General features: G+C 57.9%; 23 protein-coding genes and 1 tRNA gene. 13 read left to right on the top strand and 11 right to left on the bottom strand.

What is annotated here, in order from left to right:
• Positions 1-4: 4 nt before the first annotated feature.
• The 3 genes from sufB to HGT1_RS11085 all read right to left on the bottom strand — a co-directional run bounded on the left by sufB (position 5) and on the right by HGT1_RS11085 (position 3,165).
• Positions 5-1,525, bottom strand: coding sequence for a Fe-S cluster assembly protein SufB (gene sufB / locus HGT1_RS11075; protein ID WP_176250002.1), 1,521 nt, complete (start codon positions 1,523-1,525; stop codon positions 5-7).
• A gap of 19 nt (positions 1,526-1,544) precedes the next feature.
• Positions 1,545-2,609 (bottom strand): cysteine desulfurase family protein, encoded by a 1,065-nt coding sequence (locus tag HGT1_RS11080; protein ID WP_176250003.1) that lies wholly within the window; start codon positions 2,607-2,609, stop codon positions 1,545-1,547.
• A 94-nt stretch (positions 2,610-2,703) separates the two neighbouring features.
• Positions 2,704-3,165 carry an Rrf2 family transcriptional regulator gene (locus HGT1_RS11085; protein WP_176250004.1) on the bottom strand — a complete coding sequence of 154 codons (462 nt, stop codon included), beginning with the start codon at positions 3,163-3,165 and terminating at the stop codon, positions 2,704-2,706.
• Between the two features lie 177 nt (positions 3,166-3,342).
• On the opposite strand from HGT1_RS11085, the gene HGT1_RS11090 reads away from it, so the two are divergent.
• The 5 genes from HGT1_RS11090 (at position 3,343) to HGT1_RS11110 (ending at position 6,862) form a co-directional block, all read left to right on the top strand.
• A complete protein-coding gene (locus HGT1_RS11090) occupies positions 3,343-3,996 on the top strand; it encodes an alpha/beta hydrolase (RefSeq protein WP_176250005.1) in 654 nt (217 codons plus the stop codon).
• Entirely contained in the window at positions 3,996-4,235 is a 240-nt protein-coding gene (locus HGT1_RS11095) for a hypothetical protein (protein ID WP_176250006.1), read from the top strand. The genes HGT1_RS11090 and HGT1_RS11095 overlap by 1 nt, the downstream gene beginning before the upstream one ends.
• Complete coding sequence (locus HGT1_RS11100; RefSeq protein ID WP_176250007.1) at positions 4,232-4,813, top strand: HD family hydrolase; 582 nt, start codon at positions 4,232-4,234, stop codon at positions 4,811-4,813. The genes HGT1_RS11095 and HGT1_RS11100 overlap by 4 nt, the downstream gene beginning before the upstream one ends.
• Positions 4,814-4,901: 88 nt before the next feature.
• Positions 4,902-6,116, top strand: a complete 1,215-nt coding sequence (locus HGT1_RS11105) for an NADP-dependent isocitrate dehydrogenase (protein ID WP_176250008.1) — start codon at positions 4,902-4,904, stop codon at positions 6,114-6,116.
• A gap of 137 nt (positions 6,117-6,253) precedes the next feature.
• The gene (locus tag HGT1_RS11110; protein ID WP_176250009.1) at positions 6,254-6,862 is read left to right on the top strand and encodes a YitT family protein; all 609 of its coding nucleotides are present in this window, start codon (positions 6,254-6,256) and stop codon (positions 6,860-6,862) included.
• Between the two features lie 2 nt (positions 6,863-6,864).
• On the opposite strand, the gene HGT1_RS11115 is transcribed toward HGT1_RS11110, so the two are convergent.
• Complete coding sequence (locus tag HGT1_RS11115) at positions 6,865-7,071, bottom strand: DUF6356 family protein (RefSeq protein WP_176250010.1); 207 nt, start codon at positions 7,069-7,071, stop codon at positions 6,865-6,867.
• A gap of 120 nt (positions 7,072-7,191) precedes the next feature.
• On the opposite strand from HGT1_RS11115, the gene HGT1_RS11120 reads away from it, so the two are divergent.
• From HGT1_RS11120 to typA, 3 genes are all read left to right on the top strand, one after another.
• Positions 7,192-7,650: an Lrp/AsnC family transcriptional regulator gene (locus HGT1_RS11120; RefSeq protein ID WP_176250011.1), complete on the top strand. Its 459-nt coding sequence runs from the start codon at positions 7,192-7,194 to the stop codon at positions 7,648-7,650.
• A gap of 15 nt (positions 7,651-7,665) precedes the next feature.
• On the top strand, positions 7,666-7,995 hold the full coding sequence (locus tag HGT1_RS11125) for a multidrug efflux SMR transporter (protein WP_176250012.1): 330 nt from the start codon (positions 7,666-7,668) through the stop codon (positions 7,993-7,995).
• Positions 7,996-8,123: 128 nt separating this feature from the next.
• Complete coding sequence (gene typA, locus HGT1_RS11130) at positions 8,124-9,944, top strand: translational GTPase TypA (RefSeq protein WP_176250013.1); 1,821 nt, start codon at positions 8,124-8,126, stop codon at positions 9,942-9,944.
• 182 nt (positions 9,945-10,126) lie between these two features.
• Here the strand turns inward: typA and HGT1_RS11135 are convergent, their stop codons facing one another.
• The 3 genes from HGT1_RS11135 to recA form a co-directional block, all read right to left on the bottom strand.
• Positions 10,127-10,414, bottom strand: a complete 288-nt coding sequence (locus HGT1_RS11135) for a DUF1330 domain-containing protein (RefSeq protein WP_176250014.1) — start codon at positions 10,412-10,414, stop codon at positions 10,127-10,129.
• A gap of 4 nt (positions 10,415-10,418) precedes the next feature.
• Positions 10,419-13,076, bottom strand: a complete 2,658-nt coding sequence (gene alaS / locus HGT1_RS11140) for an alanine--tRNA ligase (RefSeq protein WP_176250015.1) — start codon at positions 13,074-13,076, stop codon at positions 10,419-10,421.
• A gap of 133 nt (positions 13,077-13,209) precedes the next feature.
• Complete coding sequence (gene recA, locus HGT1_RS11145; protein ID WP_176250016.1) at positions 13,210-14,280, bottom strand: recombinase RecA; 1,071 nt, start codon at positions 14,278-14,280, stop codon at positions 13,210-13,212.
• A 206-nt stretch (positions 14,281-14,486) separates the two neighbouring features.
• On the opposite strand from recA, the gene HGT1_RS11150 reads away from it, so the two are divergent.
• A complete protein-coding gene (locus HGT1_RS11150; RefSeq protein WP_176250017.1) occupies positions 14,487-15,080 on the top strand; it encodes a gamma-glutamyl kinase in 594 nt (197 codons plus the stop codon).
• A gap of 14 nt (positions 15,081-15,094) precedes the next feature.
• On the opposite strand, the gene HGT1_RS11155 is transcribed toward HGT1_RS11150, so the two are convergent.
• The 3 genes from HGT1_RS11155 to guaB form a co-directional block, all read right to left on the bottom strand.
• Positions 15,095-17,332, bottom strand: a complete 2,238-nt coding sequence (locus HGT1_RS11155; RefSeq protein WP_176250018.1) for an ATP-binding protein — start codon at positions 17,330-17,332, stop codon at positions 15,095-15,097.
• A gap of 156 nt (positions 17,333-17,488) precedes the next feature.
• Positions 17,489-18,646: an RsmB/NOP family class I SAM-dependent RNA methyltransferase gene (locus tag HGT1_RS11160; protein ID WP_176250019.1), complete on the bottom strand. Its 1,158-nt coding sequence runs from the start codon at positions 18,644-18,646 to the stop codon at positions 17,489-17,491.
• A gap of 46 nt (positions 18,647-18,692) precedes the next feature.
• Positions 18,693-20,141 carry an IMP dehydrogenase gene (gene guaB, locus HGT1_RS11165; protein WP_176250020.1) on the bottom strand — a complete coding sequence of 483 codons (1,449 nt, stop codon included), beginning with the start codon at positions 20,139-20,141 and terminating at the stop codon, positions 18,693-18,695.
• A gap of 149 nt (positions 20,142-20,290) precedes the next feature.
• Here guaB and speB point away from each other — a divergent pair, with 149 nt between their 5' ends.
• The 4 genes from speB to HGT1_RS11185 all read left to right on the top strand — a co-directional run bounded on the left by speB (position 20,291) and on the right by HGT1_RS11185 (position 24,481).
• A complete protein-coding gene (speB, locus tag HGT1_RS11170) occupies positions 20,291-21,256 on the top strand; it encodes an agmatinase (RefSeq protein ID WP_176250021.1) in 966 nt (321 codons plus the stop codon).
• A 204-nt stretch (positions 21,257-21,460) separates the two neighbouring features.
• On the top strand, positions 21,461-23,506 hold the full coding sequence (locus HGT1_RS11175) for an ASKHA domain-containing protein (RefSeq protein WP_176250022.1): 2,046 nt from the start codon (positions 21,461-21,463) through the stop codon (positions 23,504-23,506).
• 21 nt (positions 23,507-23,527) lie between these two features.
• Positions 23,528-24,364 (top strand): class I SAM-dependent methyltransferase, encoded by an 837-nt coding sequence (locus HGT1_RS11180; RefSeq protein ID WP_176250023.1) that lies wholly within the window; start codon positions 23,528-23,530, stop codon positions 24,362-24,364.
• 43 nt (positions 24,365-24,407) lie between these two features.
• Positions 24,408-24,481, top strand: a tRNA-Gly gene (locus tag HGT1_RS11185).
• Between the two features lie 68 nt (positions 24,482-24,549).
• Here HGT1_RS11185 and HGT1_RS11190 read toward each other — a convergent pair.
• The gene (locus HGT1_RS11190; RefSeq protein ID WP_255200173.1) at positions 24,550-26,610 is read right to left on the bottom strand and encodes an ATP-binding protein; all 2,061 of its coding nucleotides are present in this window, start codon (positions 26,608-26,610) and stop codon (positions 24,550-24,552) included.
• Positions 26,611-26,674 lie beyond the last annotated feature (64 nt).

Raw genomic sequence — 26,674 nt, forward strand, 5'->3', positions numbered from 1 at the left:
CGATTTACCCCACCGATCCTTCAAGGGAGATCGCAACGAGCGCCTGCGCTTCCATCGCGAATTCCATTGGCAACGCTTGCAACACGTCCTTGCAGAACCCGTTGACAACCAGGGCAACGGCCTCTTCCTCGTCCATGCCACGGCTGCGGCAATAGAACAGCTGGTCGTCATCCACCTTGGATGTGGTCGCCTCGTGCTCAACCCGGCTGCTGTTATTCTTGACCTCGATATAAGGCACGGTATGCGCCCCGCATTGAGAGCCGATCAGCAAGCTGTCGCATTGGGTATAATTGCGCGATTCCTTGGCCTTGGGGTGCATCGACACCAGCCCGCGATAGGTGTTCTGCGCCTTGCCCGCACTGATCCCCTTGGACACGATCCGCGACTTGGTGCGCTTGCCCAGATGGATCATCTTGGTGCCGGTATCGGCCTGCTGCATGTTGTTGGCGATGGCGATGGAATAGAACTCGCCCTGGCTGTCGTCGCCGCGCAGGATGCAAGACGGGTATTTCCACGTCACGGCAGAGCCGGTTTCAACCTGCGTCCACATCACCTTGGCCCGGTCACCGCGACAATCGGCACGCTTGGTCACAAAGTTGTAAATCCCGCCCTTGCCGTTTTCATCACCGGGGTACCAGTTCTGAACGGTCGAATATTTCACCTCGGCATCTTCCTCGATGATGATCTCGACCACGGCAGCATGCAGCTGCGATTCGTCGCGCTGCGGTGCGGTACAGCCCTCAAGGTAGGACACATAAGACCCCTTGTCGGCGATGATCAGCGTGCGTTCGAACTGACCGGTGTTTTCAGCATTGATGCGGAAATAGGTCGACAGTTCCATCGGGCAGCGCACACCCGGCGGCACGTAAACGAACGATCCGTCGGAAAATACCGCCGAATTCAGCGTGGCATAGAAATTGTCATTCACCGGCACGACCGAGCCGAGGTATTTCTTGACCAACTCGGGATGCTCACGGATCGCCTCGGAGATCGAACAAAAGATCACCCCCGCCGCCTTAAGCTCCTTCTGAAAGGTTGTGCCGACGGATACGGAATCGAACACCGCATCCACGGCCACCTTGCGCGGCGCATCGGTCAGCTCCTCTGCCCCCTCAACGCCCGCCAAAAGCGCTTGCTCTTTCAACGGAATGCCAAGCTTTTTATAGGTCGCTAGCAACTTCGGGTCCACATCATCCAGCGACTTGGGCTTGACCGCCATGGATTTGGGGCGCGCATAGTAGTACTGGTTCTGGAAATCGATTTCGGGGTAATCGACCATCGCCCAATCGGGCTCTTTCTTGGTCAGCCACACCTCATAGGCGTCCAGACGCCACTGCGTCATCCACTCCGGCTCCTCGTTCTTCTCCGAGATCAGCTTGACGATATCGGTGTTCAGACCCAGCGGCGCATAGTCCATCTCGATGTCGGTGGACCAGCCGTGCTTATAGGCACCGCCAACTTCGCGCACCGCATCAACGGTTTCCTGATCGACGCCGTCTTTTACTATCGTAGTGTCCACGCTCATATTCCTCTCGCTTCGGGCATCACGCCGCCCGCATCTTGTGTTTCTCGAATTTCACTGCCCAGGCTTGTGCAAAGCGCTGTACATCTTCTTGTGTTGTCTCAAGGCCAAGCGACACGCGGATCGCACTTGCCGCATCGCCGTCGCAATAGCCCATCGCCTGCAAGACCTTGCTGGCTTTCACCTTGCCGCTTGAACAGGCCGACCCGGCCGAAACAGCAAATCCCGCCAGATCCATCTGCATCACCTGGGTCTCGCCCTTCCAGCCGGGGGTCAGCACGCAGGTGGTGTTCGGCAGACGCGGCATGTCATTCCCGACAAAAATAGTCTGATCAGAGGCAGCCGCAATAGCGTTTTCCAGTATATTTCTGAACTCGGCCACTTCGTCCCACCGTCCCGCAGCCACATCACGGCCCGCCGCCTCGGCAGCGGCACCAAAACCGGCAATCCCGATGACATTCTCGGTGCCCGACCGACGGTTCATTTCCTGCCCCCCGCCGCGCAAAATCGGTTCGGGGTCATGGGCGGTAAAGTTGATCAACGCCCCCACGCCTTTCGGCCCGCCCATCTTATGGGCCGATAAAATCGCATAGGACGGGGTCACGTCTTGATAGATCACCGGCATCTTGCCGGCCAATTGCGTGATATCGCAAATGGTCGAAAACGCATCAGTGCTGCCAATCACCCGGCCCGCATCGCCCAGAAGTCCGGTTTCGCTATTGGCCGCTGAAACCGCAACCAACCCGGCCCCGGCCGCACCCAAAGCCGGATCAACCGCGACCTCGCTCCAGACGCCCAGACAATCATGCTCTGTTGCAAGCGCGCCGAAAACACCGCCGTGCCGCCCCTTCTGCGCCACAGCCAAAGCCGCCGCCTCGGTCGCACTGCTGGTAAAGATCACCTGCGTGGTTTTACACCCGACCAGCTGCGCCACCTGCGCCCGCGCCCGCTCGACCAGCATCTTGGCCGCACGCCCCTCGGAATGGACGCTGGACGGATTACCAACCACATCCATCGCCGCAATCATCGCAGCCCGCGCCTCGGCCCGCAAAGGCGTGGTCGCATTATGATCCAGATATACCCTCACTGCCCATTCCAAATGGTCAAAAATCCCAGGGAGTTTGAGGGACAGCGTCCCTCATTCCTTAACAAAAGAAATCGCGCTTGCGCGGCCATCGCCCTCATTCCTCATCCACCACCGCAAACAGGTTCGGCACCGCAGGGCATGGGGCCAGCTCGTTGGCCACCACATCCGACAAACGCGTCTGGTGCAAATACACATAGACCTGCGCGCTCAGCCCTTCCCACAAGCGGTTGGTCAAGGATTGCGCCCGGCTGCCCGACGATCCGCCCGATGCCCCTGCGCCCACATGCATCGCATCGACCTTTTCATCGACGGCCGCCAGAATATCGACCACACGAATATCCGACGCAGGCCGGCCCAGCCGGTAGCCGCCACCGGGGCCGCGCACGGATGCAACCAGCTCGGCGCGGCGCAGCTTGACGAAAAGCTGCTCAAGATAGGGCAGCGAAATCGACTGGCGATCCGCGATATCACCCAGTGACACCAATGCGCCGGCGGGTTGCAGCGCAATATCGGTCAGCGCCACCATGGCATAACGCCCCTTGGTCGACAGCTTCATCGCAATGATTCCTTTGCCAAAATCGCCTGTTTGATTGACGGCGACGCCTTAAATGCCTAAGTGCAGTGCCTGACCCCCAGAAAAGCTGGGATCAGACAAGTTAGAACCGTTCTAAGATGTCTTAGGGAATTCGTCAACTATTCCGCTGGATCTTTAGAACCCAATGTAGGGACGCCCATGCCCGAGGTAATTTTTCCCGGACCCGAAGGCCGCCTCGAAGGCCGCTACCACCCGCAAAAAGAGCGCGACGCGCCAATTGCGATTTTGCTGCATCCGCACCCGCAGTTTGGCGGGAACATGAACCACAAGGTCGTGTATAATCTACACTATGCCTTCTATAAAATGGGCTTCACGGTCCTGCGGTTCAATTTCCGTGGCGTTGGCCGCAGCCAGGGCGAATATGATCAGGGTATCGGCGAATTGTCCGATGCCGCGTCGGCGCTCGACTATCTGCAATCGATGAACAACAACTCCAAGCATTGCTGGGTTGCCGGTTTCTCGTTCGGTGCCTGGATCGGTATGCAGCTTTTGATGCGCCGTCCTGAAATCACCGGTTTCATCTCGGTCGCCCCCCCTGCGAACATGTATGACTTCAGCTTCCTTGCGCCCTGCCCGGCTTCGGGTCTGGTGATCAACGGCACGGCTGACCGCGTGGCACCGCCTGCTGACACCGTTAATCTGGTCAACAAGCTGCACGAGCAAAAAGGCATCACCATCACCCATCAACAGATCGAGGGTGCCGGCCACTTCTTTGAAGAGCCGCATATGGAGACGCTGATCACCTCGACCACCGATTACGTGAAACGCCGCCTGACCGAGACGACACGCTAATGGCCGACCAGAACGTCACGGATATGGCCAACCAACTGGCCGAAGAATGTCTGGCTGTTCAACGCGAGACCGGAAACGAACGCCTGTTTATGGAGGTCGCTTCCGTTCTCGGGGCGTCCTCCCAGACCATGGAAGAAGCCTTTGTTACAGCGATCCGCACCCGGATGGCGACGTTTCAGGGCCGTGCGTTTATGGAAAAAGCGCTTGCGGCCCATAAGGCGAAAGCCGCGCAGGAATGACGAGGCGGCTTGAGCAGCAAATCGCCTTTCTGAACGAGGCGGACAAGCTCAAGTCGGTCATGCGCGGCACCCTGCTGTGTGACGGGTCGCGGTCGGAAAATTCCGCCGAACACAGCTGGCATCTGACGCTTTATGCCCTGGTTCTGTCCGATCAGGCCGGCCCCGAGGTGGACATGATCCGGGTGATCAAAATGCTGATCCTTCATGATCTGGTCGAAATCGACGCGGGCGATAATCCGATCTTTGGCAGCTATGATACCACTGACATGGAAGCGCAGGAACAAGCGGCGGCTGATCGGATATTCGGGCTGCTTCCCAAGGACTTGGGCGACGATCTTCGCGCAGCCTGGGAGGAATTCGAGGCCAACCAGACCCCGACCGCACAATTCGCCAAGTCGCTTGACCGCTTTCAGCCACCGATGCAAAACCTCGCGTCGGGCGGCGGCAGCTGGATCGAATATCAGGTGACCCATGACCAGTTCATCGAAAAGGTCGGAACCAAGATCAATACAGGCGCACCGGGCTTGTGGGACTATGCCCGCACACGGGTTTCCGCCTGGTTTGCCGCACATACATAATTGAAATTCACGCTGCGTTTACCCTGATGCTGCAAAGCAGAGGGGGTGACCCAGCCCCAAGACAGCCAAGCCAAAGGAACCTCTTGCGATGACCAAGATCAAGGTAGACAACCCGATTGTCGAACTCGACGGTGATGAAATGACCCGCATCATGTGGGATTTTATCAAGAAAAAGCTGATCCTGCCCTATCTCGACATTGATCTGAAATATTACGATCTGGGGATGGAGGTCCGCGACGAGACCAACGACCAGATCACCATCGATGCGGCCAATGCGATCAAGCAATACGGCGTTGGCGTCAAATGTGCGACCATCACCCCGGACGAGGCGCGCGTCGAAGAATTCGGCCTGAAAGAGATGTGGCGCTCGCCCAACGGGACGATCCGCAACATTCTGGGTGGTGTGATTTTCCGCCAGCCGATCATATGCAAGAACGTGCCGCGCCTTGTGCCCGGCTGGACCAAGCCGATCGTCGTGGGCCGCCACGCATATGGCGACCAGTACAAAGCCACTGATTTCAAATTCCCCGGCAAGGGCAAACTTACGTTGAAATTCGTCGGTGAAGACGGCACGGAGATCGAACGCGAGGTGTTTGACGCACCGGATTCAGGCGTTGTGATGGCGATGTACAACCTTGATAAATCCATCATCGATTTCGCCCGCGCGTCGATGAACTATGGTCTGAACCTTGGCTGGCCGGTCTATCTGAGCACCAAGAACACGATCCTCAAACAATATGACGGACGGTTCCTCGAACTGTTCCAGCACATCTACGAGACTGAATTCCAAGACAAATTCAAGGCGGCTGGCATTACCTATGAACACCGCCTGATCGACGACATGGTCGCTTGCGCGATGAAATGGAACGGCGGTTATGTCTGGGCCTGCAAGAACTACGATGGCGATGTGCAGTCCGATACTGTGGCTCAGGGCTTTGGCTCGCTTGGGTTGATGACCTCGGTTCTGATGACCCCCGATGGCCAGACGGTCGAGGCCGAGGCCGCCCATGGCACCGTCACCCGCCACTACCGCCAGCACCAGAAGGGCGAGGAAACCTCGACCAACTCCATCGCGTCGATCTATGCCTGGACCGGTGGTCTCAAGCATCGCGGCAAACTGGACGGCAATGCGGCGTTGACCAGTTTCGCCGAGACATTGGAAAAAACCGTCGTTGATACGGTGGAATCGGGCCACATGACCAAGGATCTGGCGCTGCTGGTTGGCCCCGATCAGGGTTGGCTGACCACGATGGGTTTCCTTGAGAAGGTGGACGAGAACCTGAACAAGGCCTTGAAGGGATAAGATCACAAGGGCCGCTCCGATCGGGGTGGCCCTTTTTTTGTGCAGAACTTCCATATGACGCGAGGTTTCGCTGCGCTGCGGCAAATTCTGCGGGACACCCCCTAGACAGGTCAACATAGCTGTCCTACCTCAAGAGGATGAAGAAACCTCTGAGCCCCCATCACAATCTGGTCGACGATATCCAAGGACTGAGCCTTGGGGTGTTTTTGTGCGGGCTTGGCATTCATGTTCTGACCTCCGTGGGCTTGATCACGGGGCAGACGGCGGGTCTGGCGGTGATTATCGCCTATCTGACGGGCACCTCCTTTGGCGTCGTGTTTTTCGCGATCAACCTGCCGTTCTATTTTCTGGCCTATAAACGGCTGGGGGCGGCGTTCACGATCAAATCGCTGATTTCAGTTACGCTTTTGTCTGTTGTCACCACGCTGCTGCCCTTGGGCTTCACGATCCAGTCGCTTGATCCAGCCTTGGGTGCGGTGATTTTCGGATCACTCGTGGGTCTTGGGCTGCTGGCGATGTTCCGTCACAACGGATCACTTGGTGGGCTGGGTGTCATTGCGCTGCTGGTACAAGATACCACAGGGTTCAAGGCGGGCTGGGTGCAACTGATCACCGACGCGGTGATTTTCACCGCCGCGATGTTCCTGTTTCCGGCTTCGGTGGTGTTTTATTCGCTGCTGGGGGCTGTGGTGCTGAACATGATCATCACCTTCAACCACCGCAGGGACCGCTATATCGCGACCTGATCTCAGGCCCCGCGATTATGGGTCTTGGCATAAAGCTTTGCGATGATCCCGCTGGCGGTCTTTTCGAAGAGGCATGGCACAAGCGCATGAACCAAGGCCGCGCCTGCCGCTGCAAACAGCAGACCCGCAAATTTCAGCGCAAAGGCCATATGCTCCAGAAATGTTTCGTCGACCTTGGCGGGATGTTCAAGAAAGATGCGTGAGATCATGGGGATGTTCCTGTTGCTTACCGGCTTTTGAGGAAGATACCCAAAACACCCCGTGCATTTATCCCAAAGATCACTGAAAATCCCCTTGTCGTGGGATATTTTCACATTAATGATGCCCCCATGAGGACATTTGATGACATAGACCGCCGTATCCTGGGTGAATTGCAACGTAATGCGGATCAATCGCTTGACCAGATCAGCGAAAGCGTCGCCCTGTCGCGCAATGCCTGCTGGCGGCGCATTCGCACCCTTGAGGAAAGCGGCGTCATTACCGCACGGGTGGCGCTGCTGGATGCCGCAAAACTGGGGCTGGGGCTGACCGTGTTCATGCAGATCCGCACCAATGCCCATGAACCTGGCTGGCTCGACGCATTCTCCAAGGCCACAAAAGCCATGCCCGAAATTCAGGGCGTGTACCGCATGACCGGTGATCTGGATTATTTGATCCGGGCGCGCGTTGCGGATATGGCGGGGTATGATCGTTTGTATCAATCGCTGATCCGGCGCGTATCGCTTGTTGATGTTTCCGCCAGTTTCGTGATGGAAGAGATCAAGGAGACCACGGCCCTGCCCCTTTGAAAAGGTTTTAGAACAATGCATTACCTCTGGCTGTTTATCGCGATTGTGTCAGAAACGATGGGCACCACGGCGCTTCAGGCCTCGCAGCAGTTCACCCGTTTGTGGCCCTCGGTCGGGGTGGTGATCTTCTATTTGATCTCGTTCTACTTTATGGCGCTGGCGCTCAAGGTGATGCCCGTCGGCATCGTCTATGCGATCTGGTCCGGTCTGGGCATCGTGTGCATTGCGGGCATCGGTTATGTGATTTTCGGGCAGAAGCTGGATCTGCCTGCGCTGGTGGGTCTGTTCATGATCATTGCCGGAATTTTGGTGATCCACCTGTTTTCAAACACCACAACGCACTGAATCCTGCCGAAGCGCGCCTTTGGTTTGGTATTAGGGCTGGCTTTCTGGCGCGCACCACGGTATGCGCGGCGCAAATGCTGCGGTGCAACAGTGCGCGCGGCCCTCTTTCCTATCAAAGGCATACCCCAATGGACATGCGCAACATCGCAATTATCGCTCACGTTGACCACGGCAAAACGACGCTGGTGGACGAACTTCTGAAACAATCCGGTACCTACCGCGAAAACCAGGCGACCACAGAACGCGCCATGGACAGCAACGATCTGGAGCGCGAGCGCGGCATCACGATTTTCGCCAAGCCGACCTCGGTCGAGTGGAAGGGCCTGCGCATCAACATCGTTGACACCCCCGGCCACGCCGATTTCGGTGGCGAAGTCGAACGGATCCTGTCGATGGTTGACGGTGTTGTGTTGCTGGTTGACGCGGCCGAGGGCCCGATGCCACAGACCAAATTCGTGACCTCCAAGGCGCTGGCACTGGGCCTGAACCCTATTGTTGTCCTCAACAAGGTCGACAAGGGCGATGCCGAACCCGACCGCGCGCTGGACGAATGTTTCGACCTTTTCGCCAGCCTTGGTGCGAATGACGAACAGCTCGACTTCCCGCATATGTACGCGTCGGGCCGCAATGGCTGGGCCGACATGGAACTGGACGGCCCGCGCAAGGATCTGTCGGCGCTGTTCGACCTGATCGTCAAGCACGTACCTGCGCCAAAGCAGCTGAAAGACATCGACAAGCCGTTTACCATGCTGGCAACCACTTTGGGCGCGGACGCGTTCATTGGCCGGATGCTGACAGGCCGCGTTGAAACCGGCCAGTTGAAAACAGGCGAGCAGGTCAAGGCGCTGTCGCGTGACGGCAAGCTGATCGAGAACTTCCGCGTCACCAAGATCATGGCGTTCCGCGGCCTGAGCCAGCAGCCCATCGACGTTGCCGAAGCCGGTGATATCGTATCGATCGCAGGGATGACCAAAGCGACCGTGGCTGATTCCATCGTGGCCACATCCGTGGACACCGCCCTGCCCGCACAGCCGATCGATCCGCCCACAATCACCATCACATTCGGCATCAACGACAGCCCGCTGGCGGGTCGTGACGGCAAGAAAGTTCAGTCCCGCGTCATCCGTGACCGCCTGATGAAAGAAGCCGAATCCAACGTTGCGATCAAAGTCACCGACACCCCCGGTGGCGAAGCCTTCGAAGTCGCCGGTCGTGGCGAACTTCAGATGGGTGTTCTGATCGAAAACATGCGCCGCGAAGGGTTTGAACTGTCGGTATCGCGCCCTCAGGTTCTGTTCCGCGAAGGCGAGAACGGCGAGCGTCTTGAGCCCATCGAAGAAGTCACCATCGACGTGGACGACGAATATTCGGGTGCTGTGATCGAAAAACTGACCGGTCCGCGCAAGGGCGAACTGTCAGAGATGAAACCAGCCGGTGCCGGTAAAACCCGCATCATCGCCCTGGTGCCATCGCGTGGCCTGATCGGCTATCACGGTGAATTCCTGACCGATACCCGCGGGACCGGTGTGTTGAACCGTGTTTTCCACGACTGGGCCCCGCATAAAGGTCCGATCCCGGGCCGTCGCGCCGGTGTTCTGATTTCGATGGAGAATGGCACATCGGTTTCCTATGCGCTTTGGAAACTGGAAGACCGCGGCAAGTTCTTTATCGGCGCACAAGAAGCCGTTTATCAGGGCATGATCATCGGCGAACACAGCCGTGACAACGATCTGGAAGTGAACCCGTTGAAGGGCAAGCAGCTGACCAACGTCCGGGCGTCGGGTACCGATGAAGCCGTGCGTCTGACAACGCCTGTCACGCTGTCACTGGAACAGGCGATTGCCTATATCGATGACGACGAGCTGGTGGAGGTGACGCCAAACGCGGTACGTCTGCGCAAGCGCTACCTTGACCCGCACGAGCGCAAGCGGATGTCGAAGTCTGCATGATTTAATCACCGGACCGGGGGCCAGCCCCCGGACCCCCGGGATTTCAGACCATTTGGAAGGGGGGCTTTGCGGCCCTCCTTTTTTATTGTGGTTGGTGAGGTGTTGAAATTGGGGTGTCGGAAAAGCAATTAGGCCCGCGAAAGCGGGCCTAATGTATTTTTATAAACTGGGGTGGTTTGGGATCAGTCTTCGATCTCGACAACCATCAGTTCGCGTTCAGACGCCCCTTTGGCATGGCTTAGCGCCTCTTGGTAGGCGGGCGAGTTGTAGCAGGCCACGGCCTCTTCCAGCGAGGGGAAGCGGGCCACGACGTTGCGTGGGCGTTCCTTGCCTTCGAGCTGCACAAAACGCGCAGCGCGGGCCAGAAACTTGCCGCCGTGATCCGCAATCGCGGGGCCTGCTAGTTTGGCGTATTTGCCGTAGGCGTCTTCGTCTGTGACGGTGACATGGGCGATCCAGAGTGCTGGCATGGGGTTATCCTTTCAAGATGGCTTCGGCCGCCGCGATGGCCGCGTCTGCGTTTGCAACGTCTTTCGCCCCGCCTTGGGCCATATCAGGACGGCCACCGCCCCCTTTGCCGCCCAATTGCGCGACAACGGCCTTGACGATATCCACGGCCGAGGCCTGCCCGGTCAGATCGGCGGTCACCCCTGCGGCAACGGCCGCCTTGCCGTCCGCGTCAGCGATCAACAGCACGACGCCGCTGCCAAGCTTGGCTTTGTATTCGTCGACCAGAGCCGGAAGATCCTTGCCCGTTACACCGGACAGAACCTGCGCCATAAACGTCATGCCGTTCACATCGCGTGTTTCAGGGGCGGAAGCGCCGCCACCGGACATCGCCAGCTCGCGGCGCAATTGCGCGACCTCATTGCTGAGTTGCTTGCGTTCATCGATCAGCGCCCGCACCCGGTCTGGCACATCGGCGGTCGAGGTTTTCAGCTCGGATGCCACGCGCGACAATGCGGCTTCCTGGGCACGTAGCCAGGTCAGCGCCTCGTTGCCGGTCAGGGCTTCGATCCGACGGATGCCAGAACTGCTGGAGCTGTCGCCCAACACAACAAACGCGCCGATGTCGCCGGTCTGGCGCACATGGGTGCCGCCGCAAAGCTCCAGCGAATAGGTCGCCTTGTCCGCGCCCTTGCCCGATCCGGCCTCACGGCCCATCGACACAACACGCACCTCGTCGCCATATTTTTCGCTGAACAGCGCCTGCGCGCCCAAGGCACGGGCGTCATCCGGGGTCATGATCCGCGTCTCGACCGGCGCGTTCTGCCGGATATAGGCGTTCACTTCCTGTTCGACCTGCGCGATCTGGTCGGCGGTCATGGCGTGGTTGTGGCTGTAATCAAAACGCAGACGGTCTGCCGCGTTCAAGGACCCGCGCTGTGCCACGTTGTCACCAAGCGCGTTGCGCAGGGCCTCGTGCAGCAAGTGCGTTGCAGAGTGGTTGGCGCGAATGGCGGTGCGGCGGGCATGATCAACGTCAAGCACAGCCGCCTGCCCGGGGGAAACCGTGCCCTCGGTCACATCGCCAAAGTGAATGAATACACCGGCCGTTTTACGCGTATCCGTGACCGTGACGCTGCCGGTTTCCGTCTTGATCAGACCGGTATCGCCCACCTGACCACCGCTTTCGGCATAAAACGGCGTTTGGTTCAGGGCGATCTGCACCTTGTCACCCGCTTTGGCGGTCTTGACCTGTTCGCCATCCTGAACCAGCGCCACAATCTGACCTTCAGCGGTTTCCGTGTCATAGCCAAGGAAATCAGTCGTCCCCGCGGCCTCGGCCACGTCAAACCAGACGGTCGCATCAGCGGCTTCACCCGAACCGGACCACGCGGCGCGGGCCTGCGCCTTTTGCTTGCCCATCGCGGCGTTAAAGCCGTCCAGATCAACGCCGCGGTCTTTTTCACGCAGAGCGTCCTGGGTCAGGTCGACCGGGAAACCATAGGTGTCGTAGAGTTTGAACGCGACATCGCCGGACAGGTTTGCGCCTTCGGGCAGATCACGCAATTCGTCGTCCAGCAGCTTGAGGCCGCGATCGAGCGTCTTTTTGAAACGGGTTTCTTCAAGCAGAAGTGTTTCCGTGATCAGCGCTTGGGCCTGCCCCAGTTCGGGATAGGCACCGCCCATTTGGCGCACCAGTTCAGGCACCAAACGGTGCATCAGCGGGTCCTGAATGCCCAGCAAATGCGCGTGACGCATGGCGCGGCGCATGATCCGGCGCAAGACATAGCCACGCCCGTCGCTTGCCGGCATCACGCCATCCGCGATTAGGAAAGAGGTGGAGCGCAGGTGATCCGCGATCACGCGATGATGCGTCTTGCCGGGGCCGTCGGGGTCGGTATTGGACGCATTGGCGCTTGCGACGATCAGGTTGCGCATCAGGTCGGTGGCATAGTTGTCGTTGGTGCCCTGCAACAGCGCGGCAACCCGTTCGATGCCCATACCTGTGTCGATCGACTGGTTCGGCAACGGCTTTCGGGTGCCATCCTCCAACTGCTCGTATTGCATGAAAACCAGGTTCCAGATTTCCACAAACCGGTCGCCGTCCTCCTCCGGAGAGCCGGGAGGGCCACCCCAGATGTGGTCGCCGTGGTCATAAAAGATTTCCGAACACGGGCCACAGGGGCCGGTCGGGCCCATCATCCAAAAGTTGTCATCCGTTGCGATGCGGATAATGCGGTCGTCAGGCAAACCTGCGACTTTCTTCCAGATGTTCGCCGCCTCGTCATCGGTATGGTAGACCGTGACATAAAGCCGGTTGGGGTCGATCCCGAGTTCTTTGGTGATCAGCTCCCAGGAAAACGCAATTGCGTCGGCTTTGAAATAGTCGCCAAAGCTGAAATTCCCCAACATTTCAAAGAAGGTATGGTGGCGCGCGGTATATCCGACATTGTCCAGATCATTGTGCTTTCCGCCAGCGCGCACGCATTTTTGCGCTGTTGTGGCACGTTTGTAATCGCGGGTTTCGACACCGGTGAACAGGTTTTTGAACTGCACCATGCCAGAGTTCGCAAACATCAAAGTGGGATCGTTGCGCGGTACCAGCGGGCTGGAGGGCAGCACCGTGTGGCCGTTCTTTTCAAAGTAGCCAAGAAACGTTGATCGGATATCGTTAAGCGTCTTCATATGCGGGGCCTTTCGAGGGGCAAAAATGCGTTGCATTCAAATAACCCTGCGGCGGGGCACTGTCCACAGGCCCATCCCACGAAAAAGGGCGCGCCGGTTGGCACGCCCAGTCTGAAATCCAGTTTTGGGGCAATTATGCCTCAAGAATGTCGATGTCATCCTTGTCTGAACCCGCGAAATCAAGCCCGTGGGCGGCGCGGATTTTATCTTCGATATCCAGCGCCATGGCTTCATTCTCTTTCAGGAAGGTTTTGGCGTTCTCGCGCCCCTGCCCGATGCGTTCGTCGCCATAGCTGAACCATGATCCCGATTTATCAACCACGCCGGCCTTGACGCCCAGATCGAGCAGTTCGCCCATTTTCGAAATGCCTTCGCCATACATGATGTCGAATTCAACCTGTTTGAACGGCGCTGCGACCTTGTTTTTCACGACCTTGACGCGCGTGGCGTTGCCGACAACTTCGTCACGATCCTTAAGCGCACCGATGCGGCGGATATCAAGCCGTACCGAGGAATAGAATTTCAGCGCATTACCGCCCGATGTCGTTTCGGGAGAACCGAACATAACGCCGATCTTCATCCGGATCTGGTTGATAAAGATCACCATGCAGTTCGAGCGAGAGATCGACCCGGTCAGTTTCCGCATCGCCTGTGACATCAGCCGCGCCTGAACACCGACTGAACTGTCGCCCATGTCGCCTTCGAGTTCCGATTTCGGCGTCAGCGCCGCAACCGAATCGATGATAACCATGTTCACGGCACCAGAACGCACCAAAGTATCAACGATTTCAAGGGCTTGCTCGCCCGTGTCGGGCTGCGAGATCAGCAATTCGTCAATATCGACGCCCAGTTTTTTCGCATATTGCGGATCAAGCGCGTGTTCCGCGTCAACGAATGCACAGACACCGCCCTGTTTTTGCTGCTCGGCAACGCAATGCAGCGTCAACGTGGTCTTGCCCGAGCTTTCGGGGCCGTAGATCTCGATGATCCGGCCCATCGGCAAACCACCGATTCCCAATGCGATATCAAGGCCAAGCGAGCCGGTTGAGCTTGATTTAATGTCCTGAATGGCACCTTCGGCACCAAGTTTCATGATCGACCCTTTGCCGAACTGGCGTTCAATCTGTGCCAGCGCGCTATCAAGGGCCTTTTGCTTTTCAGCTTGTTTCTTGTTGTCCATTGTCAAAAGATCTGCCGTTGCCATTTTAGGGTATCCCTTTACTGTCACAGTGGTCATCAAGCCGCAATCGTTGCCTGTGCCACCTGGATTTTGTTCCTTATATGTTCCGTATGGGACCAAAAGCAGAACATTTCAATCGTTTTGTTTCATGTTCCATCTTTTATCCGAAGTGATTAACATGTGGTTTACTGGGACAAGATCGGCTGAATTGAGTTTGGAATATCGTATATATGCTTGTTTTCTTTAAAGAACGCCTTGCCTTTCTATCCGTCCCCAAGACCGGGACGACGGCCTATGAAACTGCCTTGGCCCCGCGTGCAGATATGGTGATTTCCGAACCGCCGATGCTGAAACATGCCCCTGTCTACCGCTACAACCGATTCATCCGGCCGATGTTTTTAAAGGTGTGCGATGCAGAACTGGAGCTGATGGCCGTCATGCGCGAGCCGATCAGCTGGCTGGGCAGTTGGTACCGGTACCGCCGCCGGCCGTTCATGCAAGGCAAACCCAATGCGACGTTTGATGTCACCTTTGACGAGTTTATTCTGGCCTATATGAAAGGCAAAAAACCCGGATTCGCCGATGTCGGCAGTCAGCTGAACTTTATGGCCGCACAACCGAATGGCACCGGGATCACGCATTATTTCCGCTATGAAGATCAACCCAGACTTCAGCAGTTTTTATCTGATCGGCTTGGCGTAACCCTTGATCTTAAACGTGAAAACGTCTCTCCCGAGATGGAATTGACGCTGTCGCCGGATATAGAAGAACGGTTTCGCCGCAAATTCGAGGACGAATTCGCGCTTTACGATTCTATCGCCTAGTTGCGATTTGCCGGTCACCGCATTTGATTATGTACGGTCGTTGTTAAATCGGTCAGTGAAAACGGCTTTGGCAAAAACACCGAATTAGGGATTGTTGTCTGTTCGGCACCAAAGCTGTCTTCGGCATAGCCCGATACGAAAACGACAGGAACACCGGGCCGGTCTATCAGCGCTTTGCGAATCCAGCTGGGCCCGTCCATGCCCGGCATGATGACATCGGTGACGAAGACATCGATGTTCAGCGTCTCATCCTCAAGTGTCTTAAGCGCAGCTTCGGCAGATTCAGCCTCGAGCACGGTATAGCCGCGCATCCGCAGTGCACGGCTGGCAAAGGCCCGCACGGGGGCTTCGTCCTCGACCAGCAGGATGATCCCGTCGTCGAAACCGGCTGGTGGTGCCGACACGACGGCGGGCTTGGCCGGTGTGGTCAGACTATTGGCCATAACCGGGAAATAAAGGGTAAATATGGTGCCGACTCCGACGGTGCTGTCGATAAAAATGAACCCGCCAGATTGTTTGATAATGCCATAGGCTGTCGACAGGCCCAGCCCTGTCCCCTCGCCAGTGCGTTTGGTGGTGAAAAACGGCTCGAACACCTTTTGCAGTTTATCTTCGGGAATACCGACACCTTCGTCCGACACTTGCAAGGTCACATATTGCCCGGCCGGAACGGTGGCGCGGTCGCGCCTTAACGGGCTTTGCAACTTGACGCATTCGGTGGTGATCTTGATCTCCCCGCCTTCCCGCATTGCGTCGCGCGCATTGACCACCAGGTTCATAAGAACCTGTTCCAGCTGCCTTTTATCAGCCCGAATGGGTTTCAAAACCGGATCATGGCTGAGCGTCAAAGTCACCTTTTCCCCGACCAACCTGTTCAACAAATGTGTCAGGTCTGCCAGCGTGTCGCGCAGATTCAATGTTTCGGGCCGCAGGGTTTGTTTGCGCGAAAACGCCAGCAGTTGCCCCACCAAAGCGGCGGCGCGGTTGGCATTCTGGTCGATCTGGACAAGATCGCTGAAATCAGGATCCCCCTGATCATGGCGCAACAGTAACAGATCGCAATGCCCTGAAATCGCTGTCAAAAGATTGTTGAAATCATGGGCAACACCGCCGGCCAACTGCCCGATAGCTTGCATTTTCTGGCTTTGCACAAATTGCGCCTCAAGCGTTTTCAATTCGGTTGCATCGTTGAGGACCGCGATCAGCGCGGGGGCCCCCTGATCGGTCACCAGGTTCAGGGTGACCTGCACGAAAGTCTCTCGATCGTCGCGTTTCAACCGCAGGAATTCCGATTTCTGGATCAACCTGCCTTCCAAGGTGTCGGTCAGCCAATCATTGATCGACCGACCCAGCCCTTCCATGAGCGATGCCAAAAGCGCATCGGGCTGCAACCCCGGGCCAACAAGCTTTGCGGCCAGCTGATTATAGGACAGCACTGCGCCGTTCGGGGCAATCTTGACCAAGGGTATGGGCAGTTCCTGAAACACGTTCCACCCTGAATCCTGAGCGCGCGGTGCGTAAGCGGGAAGCAAATACAATGCCTTACGCCCTGCCCCCGCATCCAGTTCCGCGACCAGCATCTTTGTTTCGCCCTGTGTCGTCGTCACCTCGGCCAGATCGCCATGGGCGACAGGCAATGATTTGAACAAACGATCCAGTGTTTTCACCCGGGTACCGATAAGGGCGCGGGACGCTTCGTTCATGAACAAAACGGCACCCGACCGGCCAACCATCAACATCGGCAAGGACTGTTCAAAGTCACGCGACCGCGCGGGGCCTTTTTCCTGAACGGCTTCAAGGCGCCACAAATAACCGGTTGCCACGCGGTGGGTCGAAAGGCGCATCGGGCCAGTGCGGGTCATGATATCTTCACGTGCCGCTCCGTCTATTTCCGCGCGGTCCTGAAGACGGAACACATGCGCCGAGGGGCTTGCAAGCAGGCTTGACAGAAAGGCAGCGACAGTCGTGGTCGGGTTCGCCTTGCACAGGAGGGACGCTGCTGGATTTTGCGCGGTGACAAGCCCGTCTTCGGTCGCGAAAACACTGGGGCTGGCGTCATTTGCGATAAAGTCGGAGACAGCCTGCACATCCCGACCGATCCGTTTTTCCGTCAGGATATCAGCAATAAAACCTATCCCCGCGACACATCCAAGCGCCGCACCGGCAGAGATGAAAACGCGCGTCAGATAGGGTTGCTGCGCCACAAAGGCCGCAACAAAGGTCAAAATGGCAGCGATAAAGACGACCAGCATCCGCCTGCGTCTGACTAAGGTAACGCTGTTCAATTTTGACAAAAACGACCCTCCCCTCGCATAAACATACAAACGGTTTACGTCCAGGAAGGTTAAGGTACCGTCAATTAATGAAGCTCAACCCGATAAACACGTTCAGGTTGATCGTATACCTCATCAATCTCTTTTCAAGTGTGCCGTGAAAAACCCGTCACCGTCGTCATTCGGGTCAAAACGTTTTTGGAACCCGACAGACCAGCCGCTGTTGCGTGCCAGGAATGCGGCGATACGGTCTTCGTTTTCGCATGCCAGAACGGAACAGGTCGCGTAGACCAGAACGCCGTTCTTGGCCGTCAATGCCGTTGCGGCGTCTAGAATACTGTCTTGAATTTGAGTTAACTCGTCCAGACGTGACGCGGACAGGGTCCATTTGCCTTCTGGCGACCGGCGCCAGGCCCCGCTGCCCGAACAGGGCGCATCGCACAAGACCACATCAAACGGGGCCTCGTTCGCCAGCATGTCGGCTTCAATCTGGCGGATCGTCCTGCCTGCGCGGTCGGCACGGGCGGGCAAATCCTGCATCCGGCGGGGGTCGATATCATGGGCCATCACCGTCGCAGCCGGGTCAACGGCCAAGGCCAGCGCCTTGCCGCCGCCGCCCGCACAGTAATCCAAGATCCGGCCTGTGCCGGAAATCGCCGCGACAACCGCCTGGCTGGACGCGTCCTGAAGCTCCACATTGCCCTCCAAGTAACTGACAGAGTTGCGGATTTTCCGCTCGCCTTCGGTGACGGTCAATGCAGTTTCGGCCAGAGGATTAGCGCGCGTTTGAATGCCCTGTTCGGCCAGTTCTACCACAGCGGCAGCGGGCGTGATATTGGCTGTATTCACCCGCAAGGTGATCGGGGCACGGGCCTGAAGGGCCAATGCCACGGCTTCGGCGCGGGGGCCGAGCGACGCCTTGAACTGGGGGATAATCCAGTCCGGCAGGTTCCACTCGATTGCTTCGTCAGCCTCGGTTTCGATACCCTGCTCTGCATCGGTCAAGGGCTGTGGCGCATGGCCGACACCGTTGAAAATCGCAGCAAGATCAGCGCCTTGCGCCCGCAAAATGCCGATCATCAAGGCGCGTCCAGTCTCGCCTCCGCCCAGTTGGGCAGCGGTGCGGCGCTGGCGCAACACGGCAAAGACATGATCCCGGATTGCCGCGCGATCCTTGGAGCCCGCAAAGCGATTGCCCCTGCCCCAACGGGTCAGGGATTGCTCGGCCGGTTGGCCATCGGCCATCGCGTTCAAGATTTCGATCGCCGCTGCGACGCGCGCGCCGGGGGTCATGTAACTGCCACGTTTAGTTGCCTTTCAAAGCGAGACCGGTGAGCCATTAGCCAACCCGATAGTTCGGGCTCTCGCGGGTGATTTGAACGTCGTGCACGTGGCTCTCTTTCAGGCCCGCACCGGTGATCTTAACGAAAGAGCAATTCTTGCGCATCTCGTCCACGGTCGCACAGCCGGTATATCCCATCGCCGCGCGCAAACCGCCGACCATTTGATGCACCACAGCCGCGGCAGAGCCTTTATAGGCGACCTGACCCTCGATCCCTTCGGGGACCAGTTTGTCGCTGGCCGCATCTTTCTGGAAATACCGATCGGCAGAGCCGCTGGCCATCGCACCAAGCGACCCCATGCCACGATAGCTTTTGAAGCTACGCCCTTGATACAGAATAACTTCGCCGGGGGATTCGTCCGTGCCGGCGATCATCGAGCCGACCATGGCACAAGACGCACCCGCCGCGATTGCCTTGGCAAAATCACCCGAGAACTTGATGCCGCCATCGGCAATCACCGGAATATCACCGGCTGCTTTTGCACAATCCATGATCGCCGTCAGCTGTGGAACGCCAACGCCCGCCACCATCCGTGTGGTGCAGATAGAGCCCGGCCCGATGCCAACCTTGACCGCGTCCGCCCCCGAACCGATCAGGGCACGGGTCGCCTCGCCCGTTGCGACGTTGCCCGCCACAACCTGTACTTCGTTGCTTAGCTTTTTGGCGCGCTCGACCGCGATGGCCACGCCTTCGGAATGCCCGTGCGCAGTGTCGATCACGATCATATCCACGCCCGCATCGACCAGCGCTTGCGACCGTTCAAAACCGGCATCGCCCGTGGTGGTTGCTGCGGCCACGCGCAAACGGCCCAGACCGTCCTTGCACGCGGTGGGGTTCAGAACCGCCTGTTCGGTGTCCTTGAGGGTCAGAAGACCCGTCAATTTGCCCTCCCCGTCGGTCACCAGCAATTTCTCGATCCGGCGGGCCTTCATCAGGCTGATCGCTTCTTCGCGGTCGGCGGGTTCGTGCAAGATGGCCAGTTTGTCGACGGTCATCATCAGATGCACCGGTGTGTCATCGGCAGTGGCGAAACGCATGTCGCGGTTGGTCACAATGCCCACGACGCGGCCCTTTTCATCCACCACCGGAAAACCGGTGACGTTATAGCGCTGCTGCAATGCTTTGGCGTCCGCAAGGGTCTGGTTGGCGCGCAGGGTGATCGGGTTGTAAACGATCCCGCTTTCAAACCGTTTGACGCGGCGCACCTGTTCGGCCTGTTCGGCGATGGTCAGGTTGCGATGCACCACGCCCATGCCGCCCGCCTGGGCCATGGCAATCGCCATGCGGCTTTCGGTCACTGTGTCCATCGCCGAGCTGAGCAGCGGGATGTTCAAAGCGATCGAATTTGTCACATATGTGCGTGTGTCAGCCGTTGACGGCAACACGCTCGATGCCGCTGGCACCAGTAGTACATCATCAAAGGTCAGAGCCTCACGAATCTCCATAATTGCACCTCGGGTTGCATGGGTTCATTTGGCGGTTTCCTATTTCACGGATAGTACCGATTGGAAAGGGCCATTTGCCGCGCAGCACCATTGCAAAACCGCATAGCCCGGTCAAAGCTGGGCCAAACCGGTTTCAAAGGAGCGTCAGAATGGCAAATCACGGATATGAGGGCGGCAGGCTTGATCTGCCTTTTGTGGGCATTTCGACCTTTGGCAAGCGCCCATATCAGCCCGATTGGACGGCCTTGGATGCCGATGTCGCGATACTGGGGGCCCCGTTTGATGCGGGCACCCAATGGCGGGCGGGTGCGCGGTTTGGCCCGCGCGGGGTGCGCGAGGCGTCCACCCTGTTCAGCTTTGGCCACGCGGGGGCCTATGATCACGAAGACGATGCGGTGTATCTGCCGGGGGATGTGAACATCGTTGATATCGGCGATGCGGATATCGTGCATACCGATACAGAACAAAGCCATGCCAATATCGAAGCCGGCGTGCGGGCCATTCTGGATGCCGGTGCCCTGCCCGTGGTGATTGGCGGCGATCATTCGATCAATATCCCGTGTATCCGTGCATTCGACGGGCAAGGCGACATTCATATCCTGCAAATCGACGCGCATCTGGATTTCGTCGATGAACGCCACGGTGTGCGCCATGGCCACGGCAACCCGATGCGCCGCGCCGCCGAGCAGGACTATGTGACGGGGCTGACGCAGGTCGGCATCCGCAATGTCAGCTCGACCGCCCGCGAAGGCTATGATGATGCCCGCGCCATGGGGTCGGATATTATTTCGGTCCGGCAGGCGCGCAAGATGGGCACATTGGGCGTCTTGGCCCATGTGCCAGAGGGCGCGCGGCTGTATGTGACAATCGACATTGATGCGTTTTGCCCGTCGATTGCGCCCGGCACGGGCACGCCTTCCCACGGTGGGTTCCTGTATTACGAAGTGTTGGAACTGTTGCAGGCCGCAGCCAAGCGCCACGAGATCGTGGGCATTGATCTGGTCGAGGTGGCACCGGATTATGACCCGACGGGATCGACCAGCATTCTGGCGGCGCAGGTGTTGTTGAACTTTCTGGGGTTCATATTTCATGCACGTGGTGCGCGGGACATTTAGGGTTTGTTTCGATTGCAGGCGGTTGGGGCTCTGCCCGTCGCGCCAAAGGCGCGCCGTGATCAAGGGGCGACCCTTTGGGTCGACCCCCGGGATATTTAAGAGCCAGAGAAGCGAGGACGCGGATGCGGCATTTTGCGACGTATCTTGGCTTTCGTCTGGCGCAGCCTTCGCTATGTTGCGGCAAAGGTTTTGAGGACAGATTTGATGAGCAACGATCCACTGGTGGTATTCACGCCTTCGGGCAAGCGCGGGCATTTTCCAAAAGGAACCCCCATTCTGACGGCGGCGCGCCAGTTGGGGGTCGATCTGGATTCGGTCTGTGGCGGGCGCGGCATTTGTTCGAAATGTCAGGTGTCGCCGGGGTATGGACAGTTTCCCAAGCATGGTGTGACGGTTCAGGATGATGCGCTGAGCGAATGGAACTCGGTCGAGCAGCGCTATAAGGACAAGCGCGGTTTGATCGACGGGCGGCGGCTGGGCTGTCAGGCACAGGTGATGGGCGATGTCGTGATTGACGTGCCCGCCGAAAGCCAGGTGCACAAGCAAGTGGTGCGCAAGCGCGCCGAGGCCCGTGACATTGTGCTGAACCCGTCAACCAAGCTGTTTTACGTCGAAGTGCAAGAGCCCGACATGCATGACCCCTCGGGCGATCTGGAGCGGCTATGCGCGGCGTTGAAAGAGCAATGGCAGCTTGAGAATGTGAAAGCGGATTTGCAGATCTTGCAGGTGATGCAGAAGATTCTGCGCAAGGGCGGCTGGAAGGTCACTGTTGCCGTGCATCTGGGCGATGACGAGAACCCGCCGCGCATCATGCATCTGTGGCCGGGTTTCTACGAGGGGACTGTCTATGGGCTGGCTGTCGATCTGGGGTCTACCACCATCGCGGCGCATCTGTGCGATTTGCAAACCGGCGATGTCGTGGCGTCGTCAGGCGTAATGAACCCGCAGATCCGCTTTGGCGAAGACCTGATGAGCCGGGTCAGCTATTCCATGATGAACGAGGGTGGCGCGGAGGAGATGACCCGTTCGGTGCGTGCGGGCATGAACACCCTGTTTGACGAGATTTGCGCCGAAGGTGGCGTTGATAAAGGCCTGATCGTGGATGCGGTTTTTGTTTGCAACCCCGTCATGCACCACCTGTTTCTGGGCATCGACCCGTTCGAGCTGGGCCAAGCGCCTTTTGCCCTTGCGACGTCCAATGCGCTGCGGATGCGCGCGGTCGAGCTGGACCTGACCATTCACCCGTCAGCGCGGATATATTTCCTGCCCTGTATCGCAGGCCATGTCGGGGCGGATGCCGCTGCCGTTGCGCTGTCAGAGGCACCGGATAAATCCGACGATCTGGTCTTGATCGTCGATGTGGGCACCAATGCCGAAATCCTGCTGGGCAACCGCGACAAGGTGCTGGCCTGTTCATCGCCCACCGGACCAGCCTTTGAGGGTGCGCAGATCAGCAGCGGCCAGCGTGCCGCCCCCGGCGCAATCGAGCGGGTCGAGATTGACCCCGTGACCAAGATCGCACGGTTCAAGGTGATCGGCAGCGATTTGTGGTCTGACGATCCGGGCTTTGACGCCGCGATTGGCGCAAGCGGTGTGACTGGCATTTGCGGGTCCGGCATCATCGAGATGGTGGCCGAGATGCGCATTCACGGCATCGTGGATGCCCCCGGCCTGATTGGCACGGCCGAACAAACCGGATCGCCGATGGTCTTTGCTGACGGGCGCACCAATTCCTATCTGGTTTATGACGGCACGGCCAATGGCGGGCCGAAAATCACCGTGACCAATCGCGATATCCGCGAAATCCAGATGGCCAAGGCCGCGCTGTATTCCGGTGCGCGCCTGCTGATGGACAAGTTCGGCGTCGACAAGGTGGACCGTATCGTGCTGGCCGGTGCTTTTGGGGCGCATATCAGCACCAAACACGCGATGGTGTTGGGCATGATCCCCGATGCGCCGCTGGACAAGGTCACCTCGGCGGGGAATGCCGCAGGAACCGGCGCGCGGATTGCCCTGCTCAATAGCACCACACGGGCCGAGATCGAGGAGACCGTGCGCAATATCCACAAGATCGAGACCGCAATCGAGCCGCGTTTTCAGGAGCATTTTGTGAACGCATCGGCGATTCCGAACGCGGTTGAACCTTTCCCGATCCTTAACAGCATCGTGACCCTGCCCACGGCCACCTTTAACACCGGCGGCAGTGGCGGCGATGGTGCGGGCGGCGGGCGTCGTCGCCGGCGCGGATAAAACAGCTACAGAAAGCACCCCATGTCACAGGCAAATCACGACCAAGAAGACTTCTGGACCAATAATGCCGGGCCAACATGGGTCGCCTACGAGGCCCCCTTGGATGCGTTTCTGGCACCGGTTCTGGACGGGGTTCTTGGCCGTGCAGGGGTGCAAAACGGCCATGGGGTTCTGGATATCGGCTGCGGCACCGGCGGGTCGGCGCTGCTTGCGGGCGATGCTGTGGGCCCCGATGGTCATGTCATGGCGGTTGATATCTCGGCCACCATGGTTGCACGCGCAAAAGAACGGACAGCGGCACAGCCTTGGGTCCGTATTGAACTGACCGATGCGGCGGATCACCCGTTTCAGATGCCGCAATTCGATCACGTCATCTCGCGGTTTGGGGTGATGTTTTTTGCCGATACCGCTGCGGCGTTTGAAAACATCGGCCGGGCGATCAAACCCGGCGGCACGCTCAGCTTTGCCACATGGGGCCAGATCCCCGCGAATCCATGGTTCACCCTGCCCGCGCAGATCGCCAAGGCCGAACTGGGCGCGCCGCCAAAATCTGATCCCGATGCCCCCGGCCCTTTTGCGTTGCGCGACATCGACCGGACATGCGCCATGCTGGCGCGCGCGGGGTTCAACGATGTAATGGGTGTCGCCGAAAACATGGCCTTTACCCTGCCCGGCGGAGCCCACGAAATCGCGGCGCTGTCGATGCATGTCGGCCCTGCTGCCGGGACGATCAAACATTTCGATGCAGACGCGTCTGCGAAATCCCGCATTCAAGCGGCCATGACGGATGCATTTGCGCAATTTGACGGTCATGCCATCCCCGCCGAGATTAACTTTTTCACCGCCACCAAGTCCTGACTTGACGCTCTGCGCGCCACAACCTAAATCAGGGTCATGGCGCGCGGGTATGGTGAAAAGGTATCACGGCAGCTTCCCAAGCTTTAGTTACGAGTTCGATTCTCGTTACCCGCTCCAGCCACAATAATCTTCATAACAGACACCAACCTTGCGCTTTGCAAAGCCGCGCCCGTTTTACGCGACTTTCATGCGACTTTCTCAAGGCTGACGTCGGCTTCGGCGCTTGGCAATCTTAGGCTAAAGGTGCTGCCCTTACCCAATGTGCTGGTCAGCGAAAGCGTGCCGCCGTGCAGTGCTGCGAGTTGTTCGGAAATCGCAAGACCAAGGCCCAGCCCCCCGCTTTGACGCGTCATGGAGCCATCAACCTGTTGGAAACGCTGGAAGACCCGTTCGAGGTTTTCCTCGGAGATGCCATGGCCCGTGTCCGTCACATTGAACACGACAAAGCCGTTCTCTTTTTCCATCGACAGGTGAATGCTGCCCTTGTCGGTGAATTTGACCGCGTTGTTGATCAGGTTGTACAAGATTTGCTTCAACCGTACTTTGTCGGCCATGGCTTCGGCGGTCCAGTCACCGGAATAGGTCAGCGACAGCCCTTTCGCCTCGGCGTTGGGTTTCAGATCCTGCACCACGGAACTTGACAGCTCATCCAGTTGCAGACGCTCCATATCCAGGTCCAGCTTGCCGCGGGCAACCTTTGTCCAATCAAGCAGGTCTTCGACAAGACGGATCATGTGCTGGGCCGAATCTGCGATCCCTGCACCCTGGTCAGATACGAAGCGTTGATAATTCGTAACCGCGTTGGCCAATTCTTCGGGCGTGGTGCCCTCCGCCTCGATTGCGCTCAACAGCCGCTTGGCATGGGGCAGTTTTTCGCTGTTGCGCATGAATGTCGCGCGCCCGAAAATCACGGTCAAAGGTGTGCGCAATTCATGCGAGACGTTGTTAAGGAAATCTGTTTTCTCGCGGTCGGCGGCCTCTGCGGCCTCTTGGGCGCGTTTTTCAGCAGTCACGTCTGTCCAGATGCCCACGGTATAACCATGTGGTGTCTTTGCCTCTGTCACCTTAAGGCAATACCCGTTCCCGATTGTTTGCAGGAATGAATCGCCCGGATTGCGGAAGTCCTCCAAGCGCTGCGCAACCCATGCTTCTTTATCCTCCATATCATGAAGAATATCCTGATTTTCGACGGCCAGCCTTACGAGGCTCTCCATCGTCATTCCGGTAACCACATGATCGGCGATATCGGTATGGTAATCCAGATACTTCTGGTTCACGATCATCAGCCGTTCCTTGTCATCAAAGGCGATAAAGCCTTCGTTGATGCAACCCACGGCTTCGGCCAGCAAGGAATGTGCATTTTCTTTCTTCACCGCAAGCTTGCGATAGGCCAAAAGAACCACCAGCAGAACCAGCGCAGAGAAGAATGCGGACCCCACCAAATAGCGGCTTTCTGGCGAATAGGCGGGCCAACCGTTCGCAGGAATCGCTGTCGCTCTCCACTTGCTGCCAAGCATGCTGAATTCGTTCACAACCGGTTGGAACCGCATCGGAGTTTTCGCAACATCAAGCGACGACAAGACCTCCGGCGGCGTGCGCAGTTCATTCAGTTCGAAGACGTATTTCTCGGCATTGCCGAAATCATGCTGGTTGGCGTTCAGCAGCCCGTCCGCGTTAATAACGATTGAAATGATACCCCAAAACTTGTCGGACTTCAAAGCAGGGCTTTGCAAGAATACAGGATAGCGCAGGATGTAACCGGTGCCGCCCTGTACAAGTGCAACAGGCCCGGACACAACGGAGCTTTGGGTCCGGTAGGCTTTTGCCACGCTGGTCATCTGGGCGGGCACCTGCCAATATTTCAGACCGATCGACTTTCTGTTTTGGGTTTGTGGAAAGCTGTGCGTGATCTCCAAGCCGGGGGCCAAGGCGACAGCGATGATTGCCGGATTATGTCTTTGGAATTCTTCCACTACCCGCGAAATGTGGGTTTCCACAATCCCGCCGGACATGCTCAGGATACTTTCGACGTTTTTCGCGACCAGAACGGTCTCGAAGAACCGAAGCTGGATTTGTTCGGTGGCAGCGTAAAGCCCTTGCTCCACATCGCGTTTGACCGAGGATAAGTGGCTGTCGTGGTCCATTTTGATGATCGAATACCCGATCCCGGACACGCTCAGCATGACCACAGCGGCAACCAGAATGAATGCTTTTGATGAAATATAGTCTCTGAAATTATTGATCACGTGTAAGACCCTCCGGGAGACCTGCTAAAGTATCGCCGTCCAAATTGACGGGCTGCTAATGGGT

This window comes from Sulfitobacter sp. HGT1, from assembly GCF_013282155.1.
Taxonomy (GTDB): Bacteria; Pseudomonadota; Alphaproteobacteria; order Rhodobacterales; family Rhodobacteraceae; genus Sulfitobacter.

Excerpts from the sequence above, each read along its gene's own strand:
- HGT1_RS11160 (WP_176250019.1), bottom strand. The coding sequence starts at position 18,646 with ATGACCCCCGGCGCGCGCGTCGCAGCGGCGATCGAAATCTTGAACGCG.
- HGT1_RS11150 (WP_176250017.1), top strand. The coding sequence starts at position 14,487 with ATGCTTGTTTTCTTTAAAGAACGCCTTGCCTTTCTATCCGTCCCCAAG.
- guaB (WP_176250020.1), bottom strand. The coding sequence starts at position 20,141 with ATGGAGATTCGTGAGGCTCTGACCTTTGATGATGTACTACTGGTGCCA.
- HGT1_RS11125 (WP_176250012.1), top strand. The coding sequence starts at position 7,666 with ATGCATTACCTCTGGCTGTTTATCGCGATTGTGTCAGAAACGATGGGC.
- HGT1_RS11175 (WP_176250022.1), top strand. The coding sequence starts at position 21,461 with ATGAGCAACGATCCACTGGTGGTATTCACGCCTTCGGGCAAGCGCGGG.
- HGT1_RS11090 (WP_176250005.1), top strand. The coding sequence starts at position 3,343 with ATGCCCGAGGTAATTTTTCCCGGACCCGAAGGCCGCCTCGAAGGCCGC.
- HGT1_RS11085 (WP_176250004.1), bottom strand. The coding sequence starts at position 3,165 with ATGAAGCTGTCGACCAAGGGGCGTTATGCCATGGTGGCGCTGACCGAT.
- speB (WP_176250021.1), top strand. The coding sequence starts at position 20,291 with ATGGCAAATCACGGATATGAGGGCGGCAGGCTTGATCTGCCTTTTGTG.
- HGT1_RS11155 (WP_176250018.1), bottom strand. The coding sequence starts at position 17,332 with ATGCTGGTCGTCTTTATCGCTGCCATTTTGACCTTTGTTGCGGCCTTT.
- HGT1_RS11110 (WP_176250009.1), top strand. The coding sequence starts at position 6,254 with ATGAAGAAACCTCTGAGCCCCCATCACAATCTGGTCGACGATATCCAA.
- HGT1_RS11095 (WP_176250006.1), top strand. The coding sequence starts at position 3,996 with ATGGCCGACCAGAACGTCACGGATATGGCCAACCAACTGGCCGAAGAA.
- typA (WP_176250013.1), top strand. The coding sequence starts at position 8,124 with ATGGACATGCGCAACATCGCAATTATCGCTCACGTTGACCACGGCAAA.
- alaS (WP_176250015.1), bottom strand. The coding sequence starts at position 13,076 with ATGAAGACGCTTAACGATATCCGATCAACGTTTCTTGGCTACTTTGAA.
- HGT1_RS11180 (WP_176250023.1), top strand. The coding sequence starts at position 23,528 with ATGTCACAGGCAAATCACGACCAAGAAGACTTCTGGACCAATAATGCC.
- HGT1_RS11100 (WP_176250007.1), top strand. The coding sequence starts at position 4,232 with ATGACGAGGCGGCTTGAGCAGCAAATCGCCTTTCTGAACGAGGCGGAC.
- HGT1_RS11135 (WP_176250014.1), bottom strand. The coding sequence starts at position 10,414 with ATGCCAGCACTCTGGATCGCCCATGTCACCGTCACAGACGAAGACGCC.
- sufB (WP_176250002.1), bottom strand. The coding sequence starts at position 1,525 with ATGAGCGTGGACACTACGATAGTAAAAGACGGCGTCGATCAGGAAACC.
- HGT1_RS11105 (WP_176250008.1), top strand. The coding sequence starts at position 4,902 with ATGACCAAGATCAAGGTAGACAACCCGATTGTCGAACTCGACGGTGAT.
- HGT1_RS11120 (WP_176250011.1), top strand. The coding sequence starts at position 7,192 with ATGAGGACATTTGATGACATAGACCGCCGTATCCTGGGTGAATTGCAA.
- recA (WP_176250016.1), bottom strand. The coding sequence starts at position 14,280 with ATGGCAACGGCAGATCTTTTGACAATGGACAACAAGAAACAAGCTGAA.
- HGT1_RS11115 (WP_176250010.1), bottom strand. The coding sequence starts at position 7,071 with ATGATCTCACGCATCTTTCTTGAACATCCCGCCAAGGTCGACGAAACA.